The organism is Enterobacter cloacae complex sp. P18RS, assembly GCF_014982105.1.
Lineage (GTDB): Bacteria > Pseudomonadota > Gammaproteobacteria > Enterobacterales > Enterobacteriaceae > Enterobacter > Enterobacter hormaechei_C.
Genome location: NZ_JADCKV010000010.1, coordinates 1 through 17,553, shown reverse-complemented (window position 1 = coordinate 17,553; position 17,553 = coordinate 1). Strand labels below are relative to the sequence as shown.

Annotated in this window: 17 protein-coding genes; 3 read left to right on the top strand and 14 right to left on the bottom strand. The window is 53.9% G+C overall.

Annotation, left to right across the window (positions count from 1 at the left end; genetic code table 11):
* Positions 1-6 precede the first annotated feature (6 nt).
* Positions 7-555, bottom strand: coding sequence for a spore coat U domain-containing protein (locus INF61_RS07140; RefSeq protein WP_032669620.1), 549 nt, complete (start codon positions 553-555; stop codon positions 7-9).
* Positions 556-562: 7 nt separating this feature from the next.
* Complete coding sequence (locus tag INF61_RS07135; RefSeq protein ID WP_193547643.1) at positions 563-1,135, bottom strand: spore coat protein U domain-containing protein; 573 nt, start codon at positions 1,133-1,135, stop codon at positions 563-565.
* Positions 1,136-1,562: 427 nt separating this feature from the next.
* Between INF61_RS07135 and INF61_RS07130 the strand changes: the two genes are divergently transcribed.
* Entirely contained in the window at positions 1,563-2,822 is a 1,260-nt protein-coding gene (locus tag INF61_RS07130) for a dicarboxylate/amino acid:cation symporter (RefSeq protein ID WP_017384415.1), read from the top strand.
* 96 nt (positions 2,823-2,918) lie between these two features.
* Here the strand turns inward: INF61_RS07130 and cheW are convergent, their stop codons facing one another.
* The 6 genes from cheW to flhD form a co-directional block, all read right to left on the bottom strand.
* Positions 2,919-3,422, bottom strand: a complete 504-nt coding sequence (gene cheW, locus INF61_RS07125) for a chemotaxis protein CheW (protein ID WP_003859699.1) — start codon at positions 3,420-3,422, stop codon at positions 2,919-2,921.
* Positions 3,423-3,441: 19 nt separating this feature from the next.
* Positions 3,442-5,451: a chemotaxis protein CheA gene (cheA, locus tag INF61_RS07120; protein ID WP_017384416.1), complete on the bottom strand. Its 2,010-nt coding sequence runs from the start codon at positions 5,449-5,451 to the stop codon at positions 3,442-3,444.
* A gap of 4 nt (positions 5,452-5,455) precedes the next feature.
* Positions 5,456-6,385 carry a flagellar motor protein MotB gene (motB, locus tag INF61_RS07115; RefSeq protein ID WP_003859697.1) on the bottom strand — a complete coding sequence of 310 codons (930 nt, stop codon included), beginning with the start codon at positions 6,383-6,385 and terminating at the stop codon, positions 5,456-5,458.
* A complete protein-coding gene (gene motA / locus INF61_RS07110) occupies positions 6,382-7,269 on the bottom strand; it encodes a flagellar motor stator protein MotA (RefSeq protein ID WP_003859696.1) in 888 nt (295 codons plus the stop codon). Before motA ends, motB begins: the two co-directional genes overlap by 4 nt.
* Before the next feature lie 123 nt (positions 7,270-7,392).
* Positions 7,393-7,971: a flagellar transcriptional regulator FlhC gene (flhC, locus tag INF61_RS07105; RefSeq protein WP_003859695.1), complete on the bottom strand. Its 579-nt coding sequence runs from the start codon at positions 7,969-7,971 to the stop codon at positions 7,393-7,395.
* A 2-nt stretch (positions 7,972-7,973) separates the two neighbouring features.
* Complete coding sequence (flhD, locus tag INF61_RS07100) at positions 7,974-8,324, bottom strand: flagellar transcriptional regulator FlhD (protein ID WP_003859693.1); 351 nt, start codon at positions 8,322-8,324, stop codon at positions 7,974-7,976.
* Positions 8,325-9,120: 796 nt separating this feature from the next.
* Here flhD and uspC point away from each other — a divergent pair.
* Positions 9,121-9,549 (top strand): universal stress protein UspC, encoded by a 429-nt coding sequence (uspC, locus tag INF61_RS07095; protein WP_017384418.1) that lies wholly within the window; start codon positions 9,121-9,123, stop codon positions 9,547-9,549.
* A gap of 15 nt (positions 9,550-9,564) precedes the next feature.
* Here uspC and otsA read toward each other — a convergent pair whose 3' ends face one another.
* From otsA to INF61_RS07065, 6 genes are all read right to left on the bottom strand, one after another.
* Positions 9,565-10,989, bottom strand: a complete 1,425-nt coding sequence (otsA, locus tag INF61_RS07090; RefSeq protein ID WP_015570257.1) for an alpha,alpha-trehalose-phosphate synthase — start codon at positions 10,987-10,989, stop codon at positions 9,565-9,567.
* Positions 10,964-11,767 carry a trehalose-phosphatase gene (gene otsB / locus INF61_RS07085; RefSeq protein WP_048974175.1) on the bottom strand — a complete coding sequence of 268 codons (804 nt, stop codon included), beginning with the start codon at positions 11,765-11,767 and terminating at the stop codon, positions 10,964-10,966. Before otsB ends, otsA begins: the two co-directional genes overlap by 26 nt.
* Before the next feature lie 153 nt (positions 11,768-11,920).
* A complete protein-coding gene (araH, locus tag INF61_RS07080) occupies positions 11,921-12,901 on the bottom strand; it encodes an arabinose ABC transporter permease AraH (RefSeq protein WP_003859689.1) in 981 nt (326 codons plus the stop codon).
* A 14-nt stretch (positions 12,902-12,915) separates the two neighbouring features.
* Entirely contained in the window at positions 12,916-14,430 is a 1,515-nt protein-coding gene (gene araG, locus INF61_RS07075) for an L-arabinose ABC transporter ATP-binding protein AraG (RefSeq protein ID WP_003859688.1), read from the bottom strand.
* Between the two features lie 71 nt (positions 14,431-14,501).
* Complete coding sequence (araF, locus tag INF61_RS07070; protein ID WP_017384422.1) at positions 14,502-15,491, bottom strand: arabinose ABC transporter substrate-binding protein AraF; 990 nt, start codon at positions 15,489-15,491, stop codon at positions 14,502-14,504.
* Positions 15,492-15,807: 316 nt separating this feature from the next.
* Positions 15,808-16,365 (bottom strand): DJ-1/PfpI family protein, encoded by a 558-nt coding sequence (locus INF61_RS07065; protein ID WP_045907564.1) that lies wholly within the window; start codon positions 16,363-16,365, stop codon positions 15,808-15,810.
* A gap of 503 nt (positions 16,366-16,868) precedes the next feature.
* Here INF61_RS07065 and INF61_RS07060 point away from each other — a divergent pair.
* The gene (locus tag INF61_RS07060) at positions 16,869-17,372 is read left to right on the top strand and encodes a non-heme ferritin-like protein (RefSeq protein WP_017384424.1); all 504 of its coding nucleotides are present in this window, start codon (positions 16,869-16,871) and stop codon (positions 17,370-17,372) included.
* Positions 17,373-17,553 lie beyond the last annotated feature (181 nt).

Sequence of the window (17,553 nt, the reverse complement as noted above, 5' to 3'; positions counted from 1 at the left end):
CCTTTCCTACCATGACAAGGTCACGGTGAGTTGATCTGAATATGTTCCCGGCAGGCTAAACCCCGTCAGGAGCGCGACGCCAAAAAGAGGCAGCGCGATGTTATTGCTGTTGGTATAGGTAATCGGTATGGCCTGGTTAACCCCAATTTCGCTGTTCGCCGCCAGAGAGCTGCTGCTGTAAAGCCGGTAACCAACAACTTCGGTCCCACCTGAACGCGTCATCCGTCGCACCGAGCTGTAATTCTGGCCGCCGTCAATGCTCATGCTCAGCGCCACGCCCGGCGTGCAGGCGATGGACAACGCACCGTCGGCGACAAAGCTGGTGCTGACCGGCGTGTTGTCCACGCCGTTACGGGTTCCAAAATCCAGCGTCCCAAAGCGCCCGCCCGTGCCGGTACTCACCGAGCACCCTGGTACTACCGTCGCGCTCACCCTGAAGGACTGGGAGGTCACCGCTCTGGCGTCGCAGTTCATCATCAACCCGACGATCAGGGCCAAAAAAGGGTGCACGACGCCCTCTGCGCTTTCGCGCAGACATAAACACAATGCCTTCATGGCTGAATCAGTAGGTGACGCTGACGTTAATCGTGTCGGTATAGGTTCCCGGTACAACCGTTACGCTATTGCCACCGCCCGTTATGCGTCCGTAGAGGGTATAGCTGTCCACCCCGCCCGCCGTGGAGGCAACGGGCAACGCGGCGTTGTTAGCGATCACGTTGTTGTACCCGCTGTCGCTATAGAGGCTGTATGCCACGCCCTGTGCCGCATTGGCAGTGTTCACCAGATAGCGGGCGGGTGTGCCGGGGGTGCCGACAACGGTTCCGGGTGCGGTCGCGTTGGTGTTGCCGGTGATCGCCACCGTGTAACTGGCAGTGGTACATTGAATGGTAAAGGTTTTTCCGCCGCTGGCCCCGGTTAACTGGGTTGTCAGGGTGGAGAATGTCGCAGGATGGGTCCCGAAATCGAGTGTCCCGAAGTTAATGCCGTTTTGCGTTGGCGAGCCGTTGATCAAACAACCGTTCGTCAGCGTCAGCGTCGCCCCGATAGTACCGCTACTGGTGACTGCCAGCGCCTGACCGACAGTCGCCGCCGTCAGCAGTGTACCCGCGCAGATAAAAAGAAGTGTTCTTTTCATTTACCACCCTCCAGAAGAAATAATGGTCCGCTTACCCTATTTTATTCATACTGTTCAGTATGTTAGCCCCGCTTAAACATTCCCCGGCGCGGTTACTGAGAATTTAGTTTATGGTTCACGCTTCAACCACTTTCAGCGAAGGTGAGACACCCGCCCTCCAATTAACAGGCTATTAACAAACATTACAAAGAGTTAGCAAAATAAAACGGGCATTATATTTGCTTAATTTGAGGATATATCGCCTGTAACGTGATCCGCGTCACAATATATCGTCATCATAAAAACAACGAATTTCATAAAAATTAAAAACAAGTTGTAACTCACGCAGCTTTACTTCAATTTATGCCCCGAATATTTTCCTGCGCTTAAATAAAAATTTTGTATGCATTGACGCAGGAAACTCTTTTAGCGCATAGAGGATCTTTTTGTGGCAAGTGCAAACAAACTCACGCTCTTCATCGTGATTTTCATGCTGGCGGGCATTCTTTCAGGTGCGGCAATCCATGAGTATGCTTCGCCCGACGCGATACAGGCCTGGTCGGAGAACATCACCCTGCTGACCGATATTTTCCTGCGGCTGATTAAGATGGTGATTGCCCCGCTGGTGTTCAGCACCCTGACGGTGGGCATTATGAAGCTGGGTGAAACGTCGACGATTGGGCGCGTCGGGGGTAAAGCGATGGTGTGGTTTATCAGCTCATCCGTACTTTCCATTCTGGTGGGGCTGTTTATTGTTACCCTTGAACAACCCGGCAGCGGTCTGAACCTGAGCATTCCGACAGAGACGGTTGATACCGGCCTGGCCGTTAGCGGGATGTCGCTGAAAGCCTTCCTGTCACACACTATTCCAACCAGCATTGCCGGCGCGATGGCGAACAATGAGATCCTGCAAATTGTGGTCTTCTCGATGTTCTTCGGCATCGGCGGCGCGTCATTAGGTCAAAAATTCAACGCCCCGCTGGTGGCGGCGCTGGATGTGGTCTCCCACATTATGCTGAAAGTGACGGGCTACGTGATGTACGTTGCGCCACTGGCCATTTTTGCCGCGATTTCGTCCGTGATTGCCACTCAGGGTCTGGGCATTTTGCTGAACTATGCCTCGTTCATTGGCGGTTACTATGTGGCGATCCTTCTGACCTGTCTGGTATTGCTGGCGGTAGGTTACATGGTACTGAAAAAAGAGATTTTCCGTCTGGTGGCGATGCTGAAAGATCCGGTGCTGGTCGCGTTTACCACCAGCAGCTCAGAAGCGGCATACCCGAAAACGCTGGAGCAGTTAGCGCGCTTCGGCTGTTCACGTAATATCGCCTCTTTCGTCCTGCCGATCGGCTACTCGTTTAACCTGGTCGGCTCCATGGTGTACTGCTCGTTCGCCTCGATGTTTATCGCCCAGGCATATAACATTCACCTGAGTTTCACCGAGGTGACGGTGCTAATGTTAACGTTGATGCTGGCCTCGAAAGGGATTGCGGGCGTACCGCGCTCGTCGCTGGTGGTGCTGGCGGCAACTATTCCGAGCTTTAACATTCCGGTGGCCGGGATCTTGCTGCTGATGGGGATTGACCATTTCCTGGATATGGGACGATCGGCCATTAACGTGCTGGGGAACGGGATTGCGACGGCGATGCTGTCGCAGAATGAAGGGGCGCGGGAAGCGGAATCAGCGCTGGTGGAGCAGGAGGCGTAAGGTTACAAAAGAGCCGGGTGGCGCTGACGCTTACCCGGCCTACGTGTTCGAGCCATTTGTAGGCCGGGTAAGGCGAAGCCGCCACCCGGCTTTATTTTATGCCACGTGATTCGCCGCAATATCCAGCAGCGCCATCTCTTCGCTGTTCAGCAGCTTCTCAATATTCACCAGAATCAGCATACGCTCGCCGAGCGCACCCAGCCCCGTCAGGTATTCCGTCGACAGCGTGACCGCAAACTCCGGCGCAGGACGGATTTGATCGGCGGTCAGCGACAGCACATCAGACACGCCATCCACCACGATCCCCACCACGCGCTGCCCCAGATTCAGGACGATCACCACCGTGTTATCGTTGTACTCCACATCGCCCTGGCTAAACTTCACGCGCAGGTCCACGATAGGCACAATCACACCGCGCAGGTTGGTCACACCCTTGATAAACGCTGGCGTGTTCGCAATGCGCGTTACCTGGTCGTAACCGCGAATTTCCTGCACTTTCAGGATGTCGATACCGTACTCTTCATCCCCTAAAGTGAAAACCAGGAATTCCTGTCCAGATGGCTCGCCCGCCAGTTTCGTTACGTTACTCATACCGGTCATGTTATTACCTTTTACTTAATCAGGCGGCTGTGTTCGCCACACGTTGTTCACGATTTAATCCCTGAAGTGCCGATACATCGACGATCAGCGCGACGCTACCATCACCCAGGATGGTGGCAGCAGAGATCCCCGGCACTTTGCGGTAGTTACTTTCCAGGTTCTTAACCACCACCTGATGCTGACCAATCAGCTGATCGACCAGCAGCGCGTAGCGGCGTCCGGCGCTTTGCAGGATCACAACGATACCCTGCGTGGCCTCGGTTTTTGCCCCGTCCACTTCAAACACTTTCCACAGTTCCACCAGCGGCAGGTACTCGCCGCGCACTTCGAGCACGCGCTCGCCGCCCGCCAGCGGATGCAGATCTTCTTCACGCGGCTGGAGGGACTCCATCACCGCGTTCAGCGGCAGAATAAAGACTTCGTCCGCCACTTTAACGGACATGCCGTCAAGAATGGCCAGCGTCAGCGGCAGCAGGATGCGAATCGTGGTGCCCGCGCCCTGCTTAGACTGGATCTCAACGTGACCGCCCATCTCCTGAATGTTACGTTTCACCACGTCCATGCCCACGCCGCGGCCGGAAACGTCGGTGACCTGCTCTGCGGTTGAGAAGCCCGGGGCAAAAATCAACATGCCCACTTCTTCGTCGGTCATATTTTCGTTGACTGCCATTCCCTGCGAAATCGCCTTTGCCAGAATGCGCTCGCGGTTCAGGCCCGCGCCGTCATCGGTCACTTCGATGCAGATGTTGCCGCCCTGATGTTCCGCTGACAGGATCAGGTTGCCCACGGGCGATTTTCCAGCTGCTACGCGGTTTTCCGGCAGCTCGATGCCGTGGTCGAGGCTGTTACGCACCAGGTGCGTTAACGGATCGATAATGCGTTCAATCAGGCTCTTGTCCAGCTCGGTGGAGCTGCCCATCAGCGTGAGTTCGATCTGTTTGTTGAGCTTGCCGGCCAGGTCGCGCACCAGGCGCGGGAAGCGGCTGAAGACATATTCCATCGGCATCATGCGGATGGACATCACCGATTCCTGTAAATCGCGGGCGTTACGTTGTAACTGGCCCATGCTGGTGATGAGATCGCCATGGGTCACCGGGTCCAGCTCGTTGGAGCGCTGGGCCAGCATCGACTGGGTGATGACCAGTTCACCCACCAGGTTGATCAGCTGATCCACTTTCTCCACCGCCACGCGAATGCTCGTGGACTCGCTGGAACGCGCCGCTGGTTTTTCACCGCGGGCCGGAGCGGCCGTCTCTTTTGGCACGGCTTTCAGGGCCGGGGCAGCGGCAACTACCGCAGGGGTATTCTCTGCCGGAGCAGGCGCTTCAACGGCCGCCGCCTCGGTTTCAAACGCAATCTGATCCGCTTCAATCACGAAGCAGAGCACCGCCACGATGTCATCCTGGCCGATCCCGCCGTCGAGCGTCGCGGCCAGGCTGTCTTTGCCCTTCACCACGTTGCTGAGCGTCGCCAGGTTCCCCAGCTCCTCTTCCAGCAGGTTGACCTCGTTCTCCTTCAGACGTGACAGCACCACGCGCAGTTTTCCTGCGGGCGCGTCAGGCGCCGTATCGGGTTCGGCCACGGCGTCAACAACGCTCAGTTTTGCCGCAGGGACAGCGGGCGCAGACGCCTCACCTTTGGCTTCCAGCGCTAACTGACGCAGCGCGTTGCAGATGTATTCAAAGCTGGCGGCATCAGGCTCTGCCGAACTTTTATAGGCGTCGAGCTGTTCCTGCATAATATCTTTCGTTTCCAAAAACAGGTTGATAATGTCGGTATTGAGCTGCATCTCACCGCGTCGTGCTTCATCCAGCAGGTTTTCCATTAAATGGGTGGTTTCCTGCAAAATGGTAAATCCAAACGTTCCGGCACCGCCTTTAATGGAATGCGCCGCACGGAAGATGGCATTGAGCTGTTCTGAGTCCGGTGCCTCGGGCACCAGATCCAGCAAATGTTGCTCCATATCGGCCAACAATTCGTCGGCTTCATCAAAAAATGTCTGGTAAAAATCGGTAATATCCATGCTCACGCTATCACCTCGGATTGGCTGGTGGCGATGTTGGAACGGCAGCCGAAGGGACGGCCCCAGGCTGTTTTAAATCGTCCAGTGACTCATTCTGACTTTCGGCGTTTTCATGCAGGATGGCCTGCTCCGCCTGCTGGTTCAGCACTAAAAGACTGATACGACGGTTGATGGCGTCATCCGGTCCGCGGTCGGTAAGGCGCATGGTTGCAGCCATGCCGACCACGCGCAGGACCTTGCCATCATCAAGCCCACCCGCCACCAGCTCGCGACGCGAGGCGTTGGCGCGATCGGCAGAAAGCTCCCAGTTGCTGTATCCTTTCTCTCCCGTGGCGTACGGGAAATCATCCGTGTGTCCGGACAGGCTAATGCGGTTTGGAATACCGTTCAGCACCGGTGCAATCGCACGCAGAATATCGCGCATGTAGGGCTCCACGTCGGCGCTGCCGGTTTTAAACATCGGCCGGTTCTGGCTGTCGATGATCTGAATACGCAGCCCTTCCTGTACCAGGTCAATTTTCAGATGCGGACGCAGCGCGCGCAGCTTAGGGTCCGCTTCAATCAGCTGATCCAGGTCACCGCGCAGTTTTTTCAGACGCGCCTGCTCCATCCTTTTTTTCAGCTCGTCGATGTTAGGCTGTTTTTTCACTTCGCCCTGCTGCTGGGTATAATCGTCACCGCCGCCGGGGATCGGGCTGTCGCTGTTCGAAATGCGCGGCCCGCCGGTAACCGCCGTCGCCAGCGGCGTTCTGAAATATTCCGCAATCTGAATAAGCTCTTTCGGGCTGGAGATGGAGATTAGCCACATCACCAGAAAGAAGGCCATCATGGCGGTCATAAAGTCGGCGTACGCGATCTTCCAGGAGCCGTGAGAACCGTGCCCGTGCCCCTTATGCTTGCGCTTTTTTACGATGACGATCGGATGGGACTGGTTTTTCATGCGTCCTCAGTTGTCGTCTGTTGGTTAGGGTTTTTCACCGCGCGCACGTGCTCTTCCAGTTCGATAAACGACGGACGTTCGCTGGAGTAAAGCGTCTTACGACCAAATTCGACGGCAATCGGTGGCGCATAGCCGTTGAGGTTTGAGAGCAGCGTAATTTTCACGCACTGCATCATTTTGGTGGTTTCGGCGCTCTTCTGGCGCAGCACGCTCGCCAGCGGGGAGATAAAGCCGTAGGCCAGTAAAATACCGAGGAACGTCCCCACCATCGCGTGGGCAATCAGCGCCCCCAGTTCAGCCGCCGGGCGATCCGCCGAGGCCAGGGCATGAACGACGCCCATGACCGCCGCCACGATGCCGAACGCCGGAAGCGAGTCGCCCACCAGCGCCAGGCTGTTGGCCGGTACTTCGGACTCGCTCTCGTGGGTTTCGATCTCTTCGTCCATCAGGGCTTCAATTTCGAAGGTGTTCATGTTGCCGCTGATGATCAGTCGCAGGTAATCGACGATAAAATCGAGCATCATCGCGTCGGCCAGAATACGCGGGTAGCTGGCGAAAATTTCGCTCTCTTTCGGGTTTTCGATGTCCCGCTCCAGCGAGAACATCCCCTGCTGACGTGACTTCGCCATCAGGCGATAGAGCAGCGCCAGCAGATCCATATACATGCTTTTGGTGTATTTCGAGCGACGAAACAGCAGCGGAATCGCCTTCAGCGTGCCCTTGATCGATTTGCCGTTGTTACCAACGATAAAAGCCCCTACCCCTGCACCGCCGATGATGACAAGTTCAGCCGGTTGATAGAGTGCTCCAAGGTGCCCGCCGGTCATCATGTAACCGCCGAAAACTGTACCGAGAACTACCAGGTAACCTAATAAGATAAGCACGACATCATCCTTCCGCTAGTGACTATGGCAGGACGTTCATTTCGAGCGCATGACCTGAACGCAGGGTAAAAAAAAGCAGCGGTAATCGCTTACCGCTGCTGGAATCTTGCCCACAGGTTCGGGTTAAACAGCGTGTTCGATCTGTTCATCCAGCAGTTGTGGAATAATATCGGCAGCATCCCGGGAAAGTTTACGTCTTTTTACGGCTCGGGATGGAGGCTGGCACAAACTACAGGCGAAGCTGCCCGCAGGCTGGTGCGCGTGGGTAATGAAATTGCCGTCACAGCAGTTGCAGCGGGACAATTCAAGCATTCCGCTTTCAACAAAACGCACCAGCGTCCAGGCGCGGGTCAGCGCCAGCAGGGGTCCCTCTTCCTGCTGCGGGCATTGCTCAAGGTAAAGTTTGTAGGCTTTGATCACGGCATCAACGCCGCTGCATAAGCCCGTTTTAAGCAGGTACTGCCAGGCGTTACAGAACATGGAAGCATGAATGTTCTGCTCCCAGGTCATGAACCAGTCAGTCGAAAACGGCAGCATGCCTTTTGGCGGCGGGCTACCACGCAATTCTTTGTACAGCTTGATCAGACGACCACGGCTCAGCTGCGTCTCGCTTTCCAGCATTTGTAAACGCGCACCGAGCGTGATGAGTTCCATCGCCAGCTGGATATCACGGGCTTCCTGAACAATGCTTTTTTCGCTCATTGTTAAGCCCTTTTCTTCCGGGCTACGTCATCAGGCTGGCTGATTTCGTTGAGCAGGCGGGTGGAGAGAAGAATACCAGTGTGGATCTGTTGCAGATCGTCCACGCGGGATTCCTGAGTCAGACGCGTAATGGTCTGCGGGTTATCAAAACGGAACTGGCAGACAAGTTGATTGGTTTCAGCCAGCTTGACCATTTGCGGGAGGGTTAATCCACCCAGCATGGTTGCCATCTCTTCGTTAACACCCAGACGAAACATCGCTGACGGTTTGTCCTGACTAATCAAACGCTGCGCGAGCAATAAATACGACAAATTGATGTCATAAATATGTTTTAGCAACTCGGATGTATGCATTTTTCCCATCCCGAATAACCAACTATTATTTTTATGCGGAAAGACCGCACCCCGTGATGTCGCCGGGAAATCACCCGGTATAAAAAGAAAAGGCCAAATGCATAGTTGAATTTAGGTTTGTACGTCGTAAAGCGCGTGACCGGTTAACATGGCCAAAATGTCGGTTACACATTTTATCTTTTCTTACAAATAACTAAGATTTTTCCTAATTCGACGCAAACTCTACTCGTCAGTTTTGACACATACAATGCAGCCCCCCCTGGAATTTAAAAAAAATGTGATCTACGTCACATAATTTACGCGAATGTAACCCATAAATCCATCAGCGTGACTTGTAATTTGACTATTTATTGAGCAAGTGAAGCTTGTTTATATTCTTATGGAACGAATACTCATGCAGAGGGATGAGGGGATCGGGTATGAAAATTGCTACGTCGAAGAAGCACTGCCCTTTCGCGTCACAACGGGCGCGAACGCCAGAGAAGAGGCGGAGTTAATTAAGTAAAAACAGCAGCTTAAGTTTTCTTTTCGAGAAACAAGTTTCCATGGGTAACCATCACGCTTGCGTTGACGATCGGTTAACGCGATTTAACAGCACGGAAGGCTAAATGTGTGATTTACGTTAAGTTGTTAATTACTTTCATTTAGCGTCCCCATTTCGTTATTCTTCTTATAAGAATAATTAATGAATAATTATGATAAGCTTCACACTATTGTCGCATGTGCCTCTTGCAGAAGCGGCAGATTCGCGGTAAAGCTTGAGAAACGTGTCATTCTGACATAAAAGGAGTGTGTGATGAGTTACTCCCATCTTCTTGTTTCTGTTGCGGTTTCCCCCGAAAGTCATCAACTCGTCGCCCGTGCCGTTTCCATTGCCCGCCCGAATAATGCCCGCATAAGTCTGATTACCCTGGCTGCTGAACCCGAAATGTATAATCAACTGGCAGCGCCAATGCTGGAAGATATTCGTGAGGTTCTTCAGGAGGAAACGCAGCAATTTCTGCGCGAGCTGGTTGAGCGGGCAAAATATCCTGTCCACCAGACGGTGATTGCCACCGGCGAGTTAAGTGGACATATTCTCGACATTTGTCAGAAACAGAATGTTGACCTGGTCATTTGTGGAAATCATAACCAGAGCTTTTTTTCCCGGGCGGCATGCTCGGCAAAATCCATCGTTTCGTCAAGCCAGGTGGATGTCCTGCTGGTGCCTCTCGGGGGCAATTAATGCCCCCGGAGAAAATCAGGCGAGTTTAGGGAAGGTCGCGATCTTTTTTTGCAGATCACCTTCCTGAGTTTGCGGCTGGATCGCGCGCAAATCGTCAATAAAACGCGCCTGCCAGCGGTTGATATCATTCTTGACGATGGTCTCCATCATTTCTGAATGACGTGAAATACGTTCCGCAAGCGGCATGGTTAACGCGCGGTTCAGGGCATTTGCCACATCATCGCGATCGTAAGGGTTCACAATCAGCGCCGAGGTTAACTCGTTTGCCGCACCGGCAAATTGGGACAGCACCAGCACGCCCGGGTCAGCAGGATCTTGTGCTGCTACATACTCTTTTGCCACCAGATTCATCCCGTCGCGCAGCGGGGTGACCAGCCCGACGTCCGCATAGCGGAACACTTTCATCAGGATTTTGCGCTCAAAGTGCTGATTCAGATAGAAAAGTGGAGTCCAGCCGAGCTGACCATAGCGCCCGTTGATGCGCCCTGCTTCGGTCTCCAGCTGGTGACGAATATCCTGGTAAGCCTGAACCTCACCGCGCGAGGTCGGCGCTATCTGGGTATAGCGGATCTTGCCGTGATGCTGCGGGAATTTATCCAGCAGGGTTTCATAAGCGAGGAATCGCTCCGGCAACCCTTTGGAATAATCCAGTCGTTCAACCGAAAAGATATTCTTAACGTGCTTGAGTTCGTCCTTGAGCTGGGCAAGCTTCGGCGGCAGCGGACCAGAGGCCTGCTCGGCGATTTCGTCTGGCTCAATACCAATCGGGTAGACTTCGGTATGGAAATTTCGTCCCCACGCGGTGTGAGATTTGCCGCCGTGAGTGACCAGCCGGGTTTTACCCGACACGCTGTCGAGGAACGCCAGCCTGTCATTTTCCGTCTGGAAACCGAGCAGGTCGTAATCAGACAATGCTTCAAGAATTTCATCATGCTGCGGCAGCGCCGTAAAGATCTCCGGGGTCGGGAACGGAATATGCAGGAAGAAGCCGATCCGGTTCTTCACACCCCGTTTACGCAGCTCCCTGGCGAAGGGCAGCAGATGGTAATCGTGGATCCATAAAATATCGTCTTCTTCGATTAGCGGCAGCAGTTTATCTGCCAGCAGCGCGTTAACGCGCATGTAGCCTTCATAGGATTCACGCTGGAATTTCACCAAATCCAGACGATAGTGGAACGCTGGCCACAGCACGGCGTTTGAGAACTCGGAATAATATTCATCGTAGTCCTTCTCACTAAGGGCGAAGGAGGCCCACGTGATATTGCCCCGTGACACCTTTTTTAGCGGTTTCTCATCATTACTGATTTCCCCGCTCCAGCCAAACCAGAGACCACCCGCGGCTTTGAGGGCACCTAATACCCCGACCGCCAGGCCACCGGCACTGGCTTTTTTATCATCCGGCGGTGCGATGCGATTAGAGACGACGACTAAGCGACCCATAATGATTTCTCCCGTTGTTTTGCGCTATTTGTTGTTGTTGCTGGTTAGCGACGTCAGATATCCACTGCCAGACGCTGGCGACATTTTCCAGCCGCCATCCGGCAATGGTTTCACCAGATCCCACCTTGACAGACATGCCCTGGGCCTGGTTTACCACCCTGAACCCGGCCTCGTCGGTCAGGTCATCCCCAAAAAAGACTGGCGTACGCCCTTTAAACGGCGCTTCCGCCATAAACGCTGCAATGGCAGCGCCTTTGTTAATTCCTGCCGGTTTAATCTCGACCACACATTTACCCGGCTGTAACGCCAGCTCCGGATGGGCTTCCGCCACGCTTCTTGCTATCGCAAAGATCGCCGCCTCATGATGGGGCGCCTGACGGTAGTGCAGCGCAAAGGCCATGCCTTTGGCTTCCAGTTCCGTACCGGGAAGCATTTCCAGAGCCGAAGAGAGTTGCGCATGCAGCGCCTGAATCAGCGTGTCGGGGAGTGAAACTATATGCAGTTGATCATGGATATCGCGGCGCTCCGCTCCGTGCACTCCGGCCAGCGGAAAGTGATAAGGACTGGCGAGCACATCCAGCTCGGCCATTGAGCGCCCTGAAATCAATGCCAGTGCCCCCTCGTTCTGTCGGGAGAGCTGCTGCAAATTCTCTAACACCGTGTCCGGTACAACAACGTCATCCGGATGCGGTTCAATCCCGGCGAGCGTCCCGTCGAGGTCAAAAAAGAAAGCAAATTTTCCGGGCAGTACAGGCGGTGCGGTTAACAAGTCAGCCACCCTAATCCTCCTTACAGTGAACAAAACAGCCATGTAAGTATAGACAGTGTGACGGTGCTCGCCATTTGGCAACCGGCCCGTCAGCAAAACTGGCGGGCCGGTCAGGGGGTCAACTATGGTTAATAGTTGAGCATATTGATGGCTAAAAATAAATCAGACGGTACGCTTCGCTTTTTGCTTGTAACGGTCGAAGATCACCGCTGCCAGCAGGATCAGGCCGCGTACGACGTACTGAGAGAACGGAGAAATATTAAGCAGGTTCATGGCGTTCTCCACGGTCCCCAGAATCAGGATCCCCGCCACCACATATGAGATTTTTCCGATGCCGCCCTTGAGGGAAACGCCCCCTAAAACGCAGGCTGAGATGACGATCAGCTCATAACCAATGGAGGTCATTGGCTGGCCGCTGGTCATACGCGACGCCAGAATAATCCCCGCCGCCGCCGATACCAGCCCGGAAAGCACGAAGATAATGATCTTGGTCCGTACGACCGGAACACCCGCCAGACGCGCCGCCTCTTCATTGCCGCCAATCGCCAGCGTGTTACGGCCAAACGTGGTGCGGTTAAGCAGGAAACCGAACAGGATCAAACAGCCTACCGTCAGCCAGATTGGCGCAGGCAGCCCCAGCCAGTTGGCATAGCCCAGCGTGAAGAAACGCTCGTCTTCAATCCCCACGGCTTTCCCGTCGGAGATGATATAGGCCAGACCGCGCACGATTTGCATGGTCGCCAGCGTCGTAATCAGGGCGTTAATCTTCAGGCGCGCAATGACAAACCCGTTCACCAGGCCGCTCAGCACGCCGAGCAGCAGCCCGGCCAGCACGCCGATCCACAGGCTTTCGGTCATGTTGATCACCACGGCAGTGGTGACGCCAGCACAGGCAATCACCGAGGCAACCGACAGGTCAAAATCGCCGGAGGCCAGGCAGAACAGCATTCCGCAGGCCACCATGCCGGACATGGAGATAGCCAGCCCCAGCCCCTTCATATTGATGAACGTGGCGAAATTCGGCACAAAAATCGCGCAGGCGACGAACAGGGCAGCAAAGACCACCAGCATGCCGTACTGGTCCCAGATGCGGCCAAAACTGAAAGCCGACTTCGGCGCTCCGGATGTAGTAACAGAGGACATCATTGACTCCTTACTCAGGCGACAGCCTGGCTAACTTTAGGCATGGCGAGACTCAACGCCTGTTGTTCATTCGCCTGTTCATGCAGCAATTCACCGGCAATTTCACCTTCACGCATCACAACAATGCGGTCGGCAACGCCCAGCACCTCAGGCAGATCGCTGGAGGCGAACAGGACCGCCACACCGCGTTTTGCCAGTTCATAGATGACGTTATAGATTTCGTGTTTCGCCCCCACGTCGATACCGCGCGTTGGCTCATCCAGCAAAATGACCTTCATATCTTCCGACAGCCAGCGCCCCAGAATGGCTTTTTGCTGATTGCCGCCGGACAGGTTCATGATCAGCTGTTCAGCCCCGGGGGTTTTGATGTTCAGCGAACGGATATGGTGATCCGCGTTGCTCGCCTCCCAGCCGTCGTTAATCAGACATCCCGCGCGGATGAACTTGCGCCGGGCAGAGATGTTGATGTTGTCGCGCACCGAGTGCACCGGAATGATGCCCTCGGCCTTTCGATCCTCCGGGCAGAGCATAATCCCCGCGTTTATCGCCTGCGCAGGCTTCTGAATATCGACCTTTTTCCCGTCGACGAAAACCTGGCCCTGGGTTATTCGGGTGCCGCCAAACAGCCCTTTCATCAGCTCGCTGCGCCCTGCCCCCACAAGGCCAAACAGCCCGACGATTTCGCCGCTGCGCACCGAGAGTGAAATGGGCGTGCGCACGCCCGGGGCTTTGACGTTATCCAGACGCAGACGCTCAGGGCCATACTCGCGCGGTTTCCAGTGGTAAATATCCCCCAGATCGCGTCCGACCATCGCCTGCACCAGTTGGTCATGGTTGACCTGCTGCATATCGGTGAAGGTGCGCACGTAGCGGCCATCTTTAAACACGGTGATGGCATCGCTTAAGGCAAAAATCTCTTCCATTCGGTGAGAAACGTACAGAATGATGCGGCCCTCTTTGCGCAGCTCGCGGATCACGCGAAAGAGATTTTCTATTTCACGCGCCGAGAGCGAGCTGGTTGGCTCGTCAAAAGCGATAATTTTGGCGTTACGTGCCAGCGCTTTGGCAATTTCCACCATCTGCCACTGGCCGATGGAGAGATACTTAAGGGGCGTTTGCGGATCGACATCCAGCCCAAGGTGCTTGAGCTGCAAGCCCGCTTCATAGTTGAGCAGCGAGCGGTTGACCACGCCGCTTTTATGCGGAAGCTGGCCCAGATAGATGTTCTCCGCCACGGTCATTTCAGGAATGAGATGCAGCTCCTGATAGATGATAGCGACGCCCGCATTTAACGCTGCCGTGGTGTCGGCAAAGGCCACCTCTTCGCCGCGAATAGCCAGCGTGCCGGTGGTGGGCGTGTAGTTGCCGCTGAGAATTTTTAGCAGCGTGGATTTTCCCGCGCCATTCTCCCCCATCAGGGCGTGAACCTGGCCGGCATAGCAGTCGAAGCTGATATCGGTCAGCGCGTTTACACCGGGGAACGTTTTACCGATGCCGCGGAAAGAGAGATACGGATCAGACTGTTGCATAACGACTCCGTGATTCCTGTAGTGTGTACGTCTGGCCCCTCACGGTGAGTGAGGGGCGCAATCACAGCGTATTACTTACCGCCCAGTCCTTTTTTCGCCAGCTCCTCTTTGAAGTTATCGCGGGTGATCAGCACCACATCGGTCACTTCGGTGAATTTCGGCGGCTCAACCCCTTTAGTCACCCAGTTGTAGAGCATTTCGCTGGATTTATAACCGTGGACATCCGGGCTTGGCAGCAGAGAGCCATAGAAGCCGGTCGCCTGCGCTTTAGACAGTTCGCTCACGGCGTCAACGCCGTTGATGCCGATCCCGATCACGTCCGGTGCTTTAAAGCCCTGGCCTTCCGTTGCACGCACGCCGCCCAGTACGGTGTTGTCGTTCATCCCCACCACCAGCCAGTGCTTCACTTCCGGATGCTGGACGAGCATGGAGTTCGCCGCATCAAAGGCGCCCGGAATATCGTTGGATTTGGTCGGAACTTTGTAGATCTGTTTTTCCGGGAAGCCAGCCGCTTTCAGGGCGTCCATGGACCCGGTGGTACGACGACGGGCGGTGTCCAGCTCGTCAGCGGTAATGGCCATCACGGCGGTCTCTTTGACATCCCAGCCGCGTTTTTGCATCTCTTTGTAGAGCTCCTGGCCCTGACGCTCACCGATTTTAGTGGCCGCCATCATTACCAGCGGAACGGTATCCATCGGTTTACCTTTGGCGTTCACGAACTGATCGTCCACCGCAATCACTTTCATGTCGTAACCGCGCGCTTTCGCGGCAATCGCTGACCCCAGTTTTGGATCCGGCGTACAGATAACGAAACCTTTCGCGCCGCTGGCCGCCAGGCTATCAATGGCGTTCAGCGTTTTCTCACCGTCAGGTACGGCGATTTTAATTACCTCAAATCCCAAATCTTTTCCGGCTTTATCAGCAAATTTCCATTCGGTCTGGAACCACGGCTCTTCCGGCTGTTTAACCAGAAAACCGAGCTTTAAATTTTCAGCGATAGCGGATTGTGACATAACGGCAGCCAGGCCGATGGCCGCCAGCGCTTTAGTAAATTTGTGCATGGTAAACTCCAGCTTTAGCATTCTTATCTGTAGGGAATAATGGCGAACGACTTATTTAATCGGACTTAAAACAAGGCATTAGCGCTTACCTCGTCATAAGCGTTATTGCTGGAGATAGTTTTAGCGGGAAATTAATCATCCATAAGAGAGCGACATCACACCGCAGAATTACAGTAATTGCGTACATAAATTCAGCGAAAAATGACATAAAAAAGGACGTAATTGTCCTACAAATGGAAGGGAGTTAAGCAGGATTATCCATAAGGTCAGCTAAGAAATCCCTGTAACCCGGACGCCTTAGCGCCCGGCAGAAAAATTACCAGCGGTAATAGATGTGTTCAGCATGATCGCGCACGGGGGCGTCGTCACCCAACAGACGAGCAGAGAGCGCCAGCGCAAAGTCAAAAGCGTGCCCCAGCCCCTTGCCGCTGATGAGGTTATTATCCACCACGACCGGCGCATCCACATATACACCCTCATCAACGCTCTGCCAGAGATCGCCGGAACAGACGTAGCGACGCCCCTTCAGTAGCCCGTTACCGCCCAGCACCCGCGCGGCCGCAGAGCAGATTGGGCAGATGAGTTTGCCCTGCTCGTCATGCGCGGAAACAAAGCGGAGCACCTGCTTGCTAGCCGCAAGATTGACGCTCCCCTGCGGCCCACCGGGCAACACGACTGCGTCATACAGCGTATTAATGCGCTCCGTTAACGTACTGTCAGTCACCATGGGGATATTGTGGTAACTCACTACCGCACGGGACTCCGCACAGGCCAGCGTCTCCACCTCAATCTGTAAACGCCGCAGAATATCAATCGTGATAATCGCTTCTGCTTCTTCAAAACCGGGTGCCAGCAGCACCGCAACGTTAGCCATCATAAACCTCAACGAATGAAACGATGTAAAACAGCGTTTCATTTTCACTCTTTATCAGATCACAATCTTGCGACGCGATCACAGAACCGTATATTGAGTGAAAATTTATTTAGCTCAAATTTGATACGACAGGATATATTTGCAGATATTATTTCTGATTTAACACTTTTACAGAATTTCCCGCCAAAGAACGTTTCCTGAAACGATAAAAATGAGCAATATTAATTTTACACCCATTAAAATCAACAAGTTATATTAAATCCAATCTCTCACCCCTCTTTCTGTTCTGGGCTATATTTAAATTTGTAATGTATGGTAAACACAGTCCGATTAAGAGTTTTCTTAAGCCAAAGAGAAGCGTATGCTTATTTAAATCGAACACAGGAAGTGAATTTTCGAGTTTTTTACCTTGCAGAAATCTATTTCTGCCATTCAATCGTCAATACCTGCCGGGTCAGGTTAAGTAGCGGACATCAAGTCCCACAGTCAATAAGGATATGAGAATGACTACCCAAACGATGATGCAAAAACTGAATGCCCAGATGAACCTGGAGTTTTATGCTTCAAATCTGCATCTGCATTTGAGCGCATGGTGTTCCAGAAAAAGCCTCAACGGCACTGCCACCTTCTTTCGTACTCAGGCGCAAAGTAACGTCACGCACATGATGCGCGTCTTTAATTTTTTGAAAGCTGTCGGGGCAAACCCTACCGTCAAAGAGCTTGAAACGATTGAAGATAATTACACTTCTCTGGAAGAACTGTTTCAGAAAACGCTCGAAGAGTATGAGCAACGCTGTGCGAAGCTGAGCAAACTGGCTGATGAAGCCAAAGCGCAACGGGACATCATTACCCTCAAGTTTTTACGTGATATGGACAGAGAGCAGCAGCAGGATGGCATGCTGCTGAAGACGCTCGCAGATGAAATCCGCAACGCGAAACGCGCGGGGATTTGTCTGGAGCAGACGGACCGCCATCTTCTCGACATTGCTACCGTGCAACACCACTAAGTCCTTCACCCGCTCCCGTCAGGGCTGAGAGTTCCCCACAAAATAATGCCTGCACAGACGGCCCCCTCTCCCTTGAGGGAGAGGGCTGGGGTGAGGGGGAACATACGGCTCTGGTGGTCATTCCGTTCACTTTATGTTCCTTGCTACTCTGTCACGGCATAACCGGTGAACGTGCCAGGGT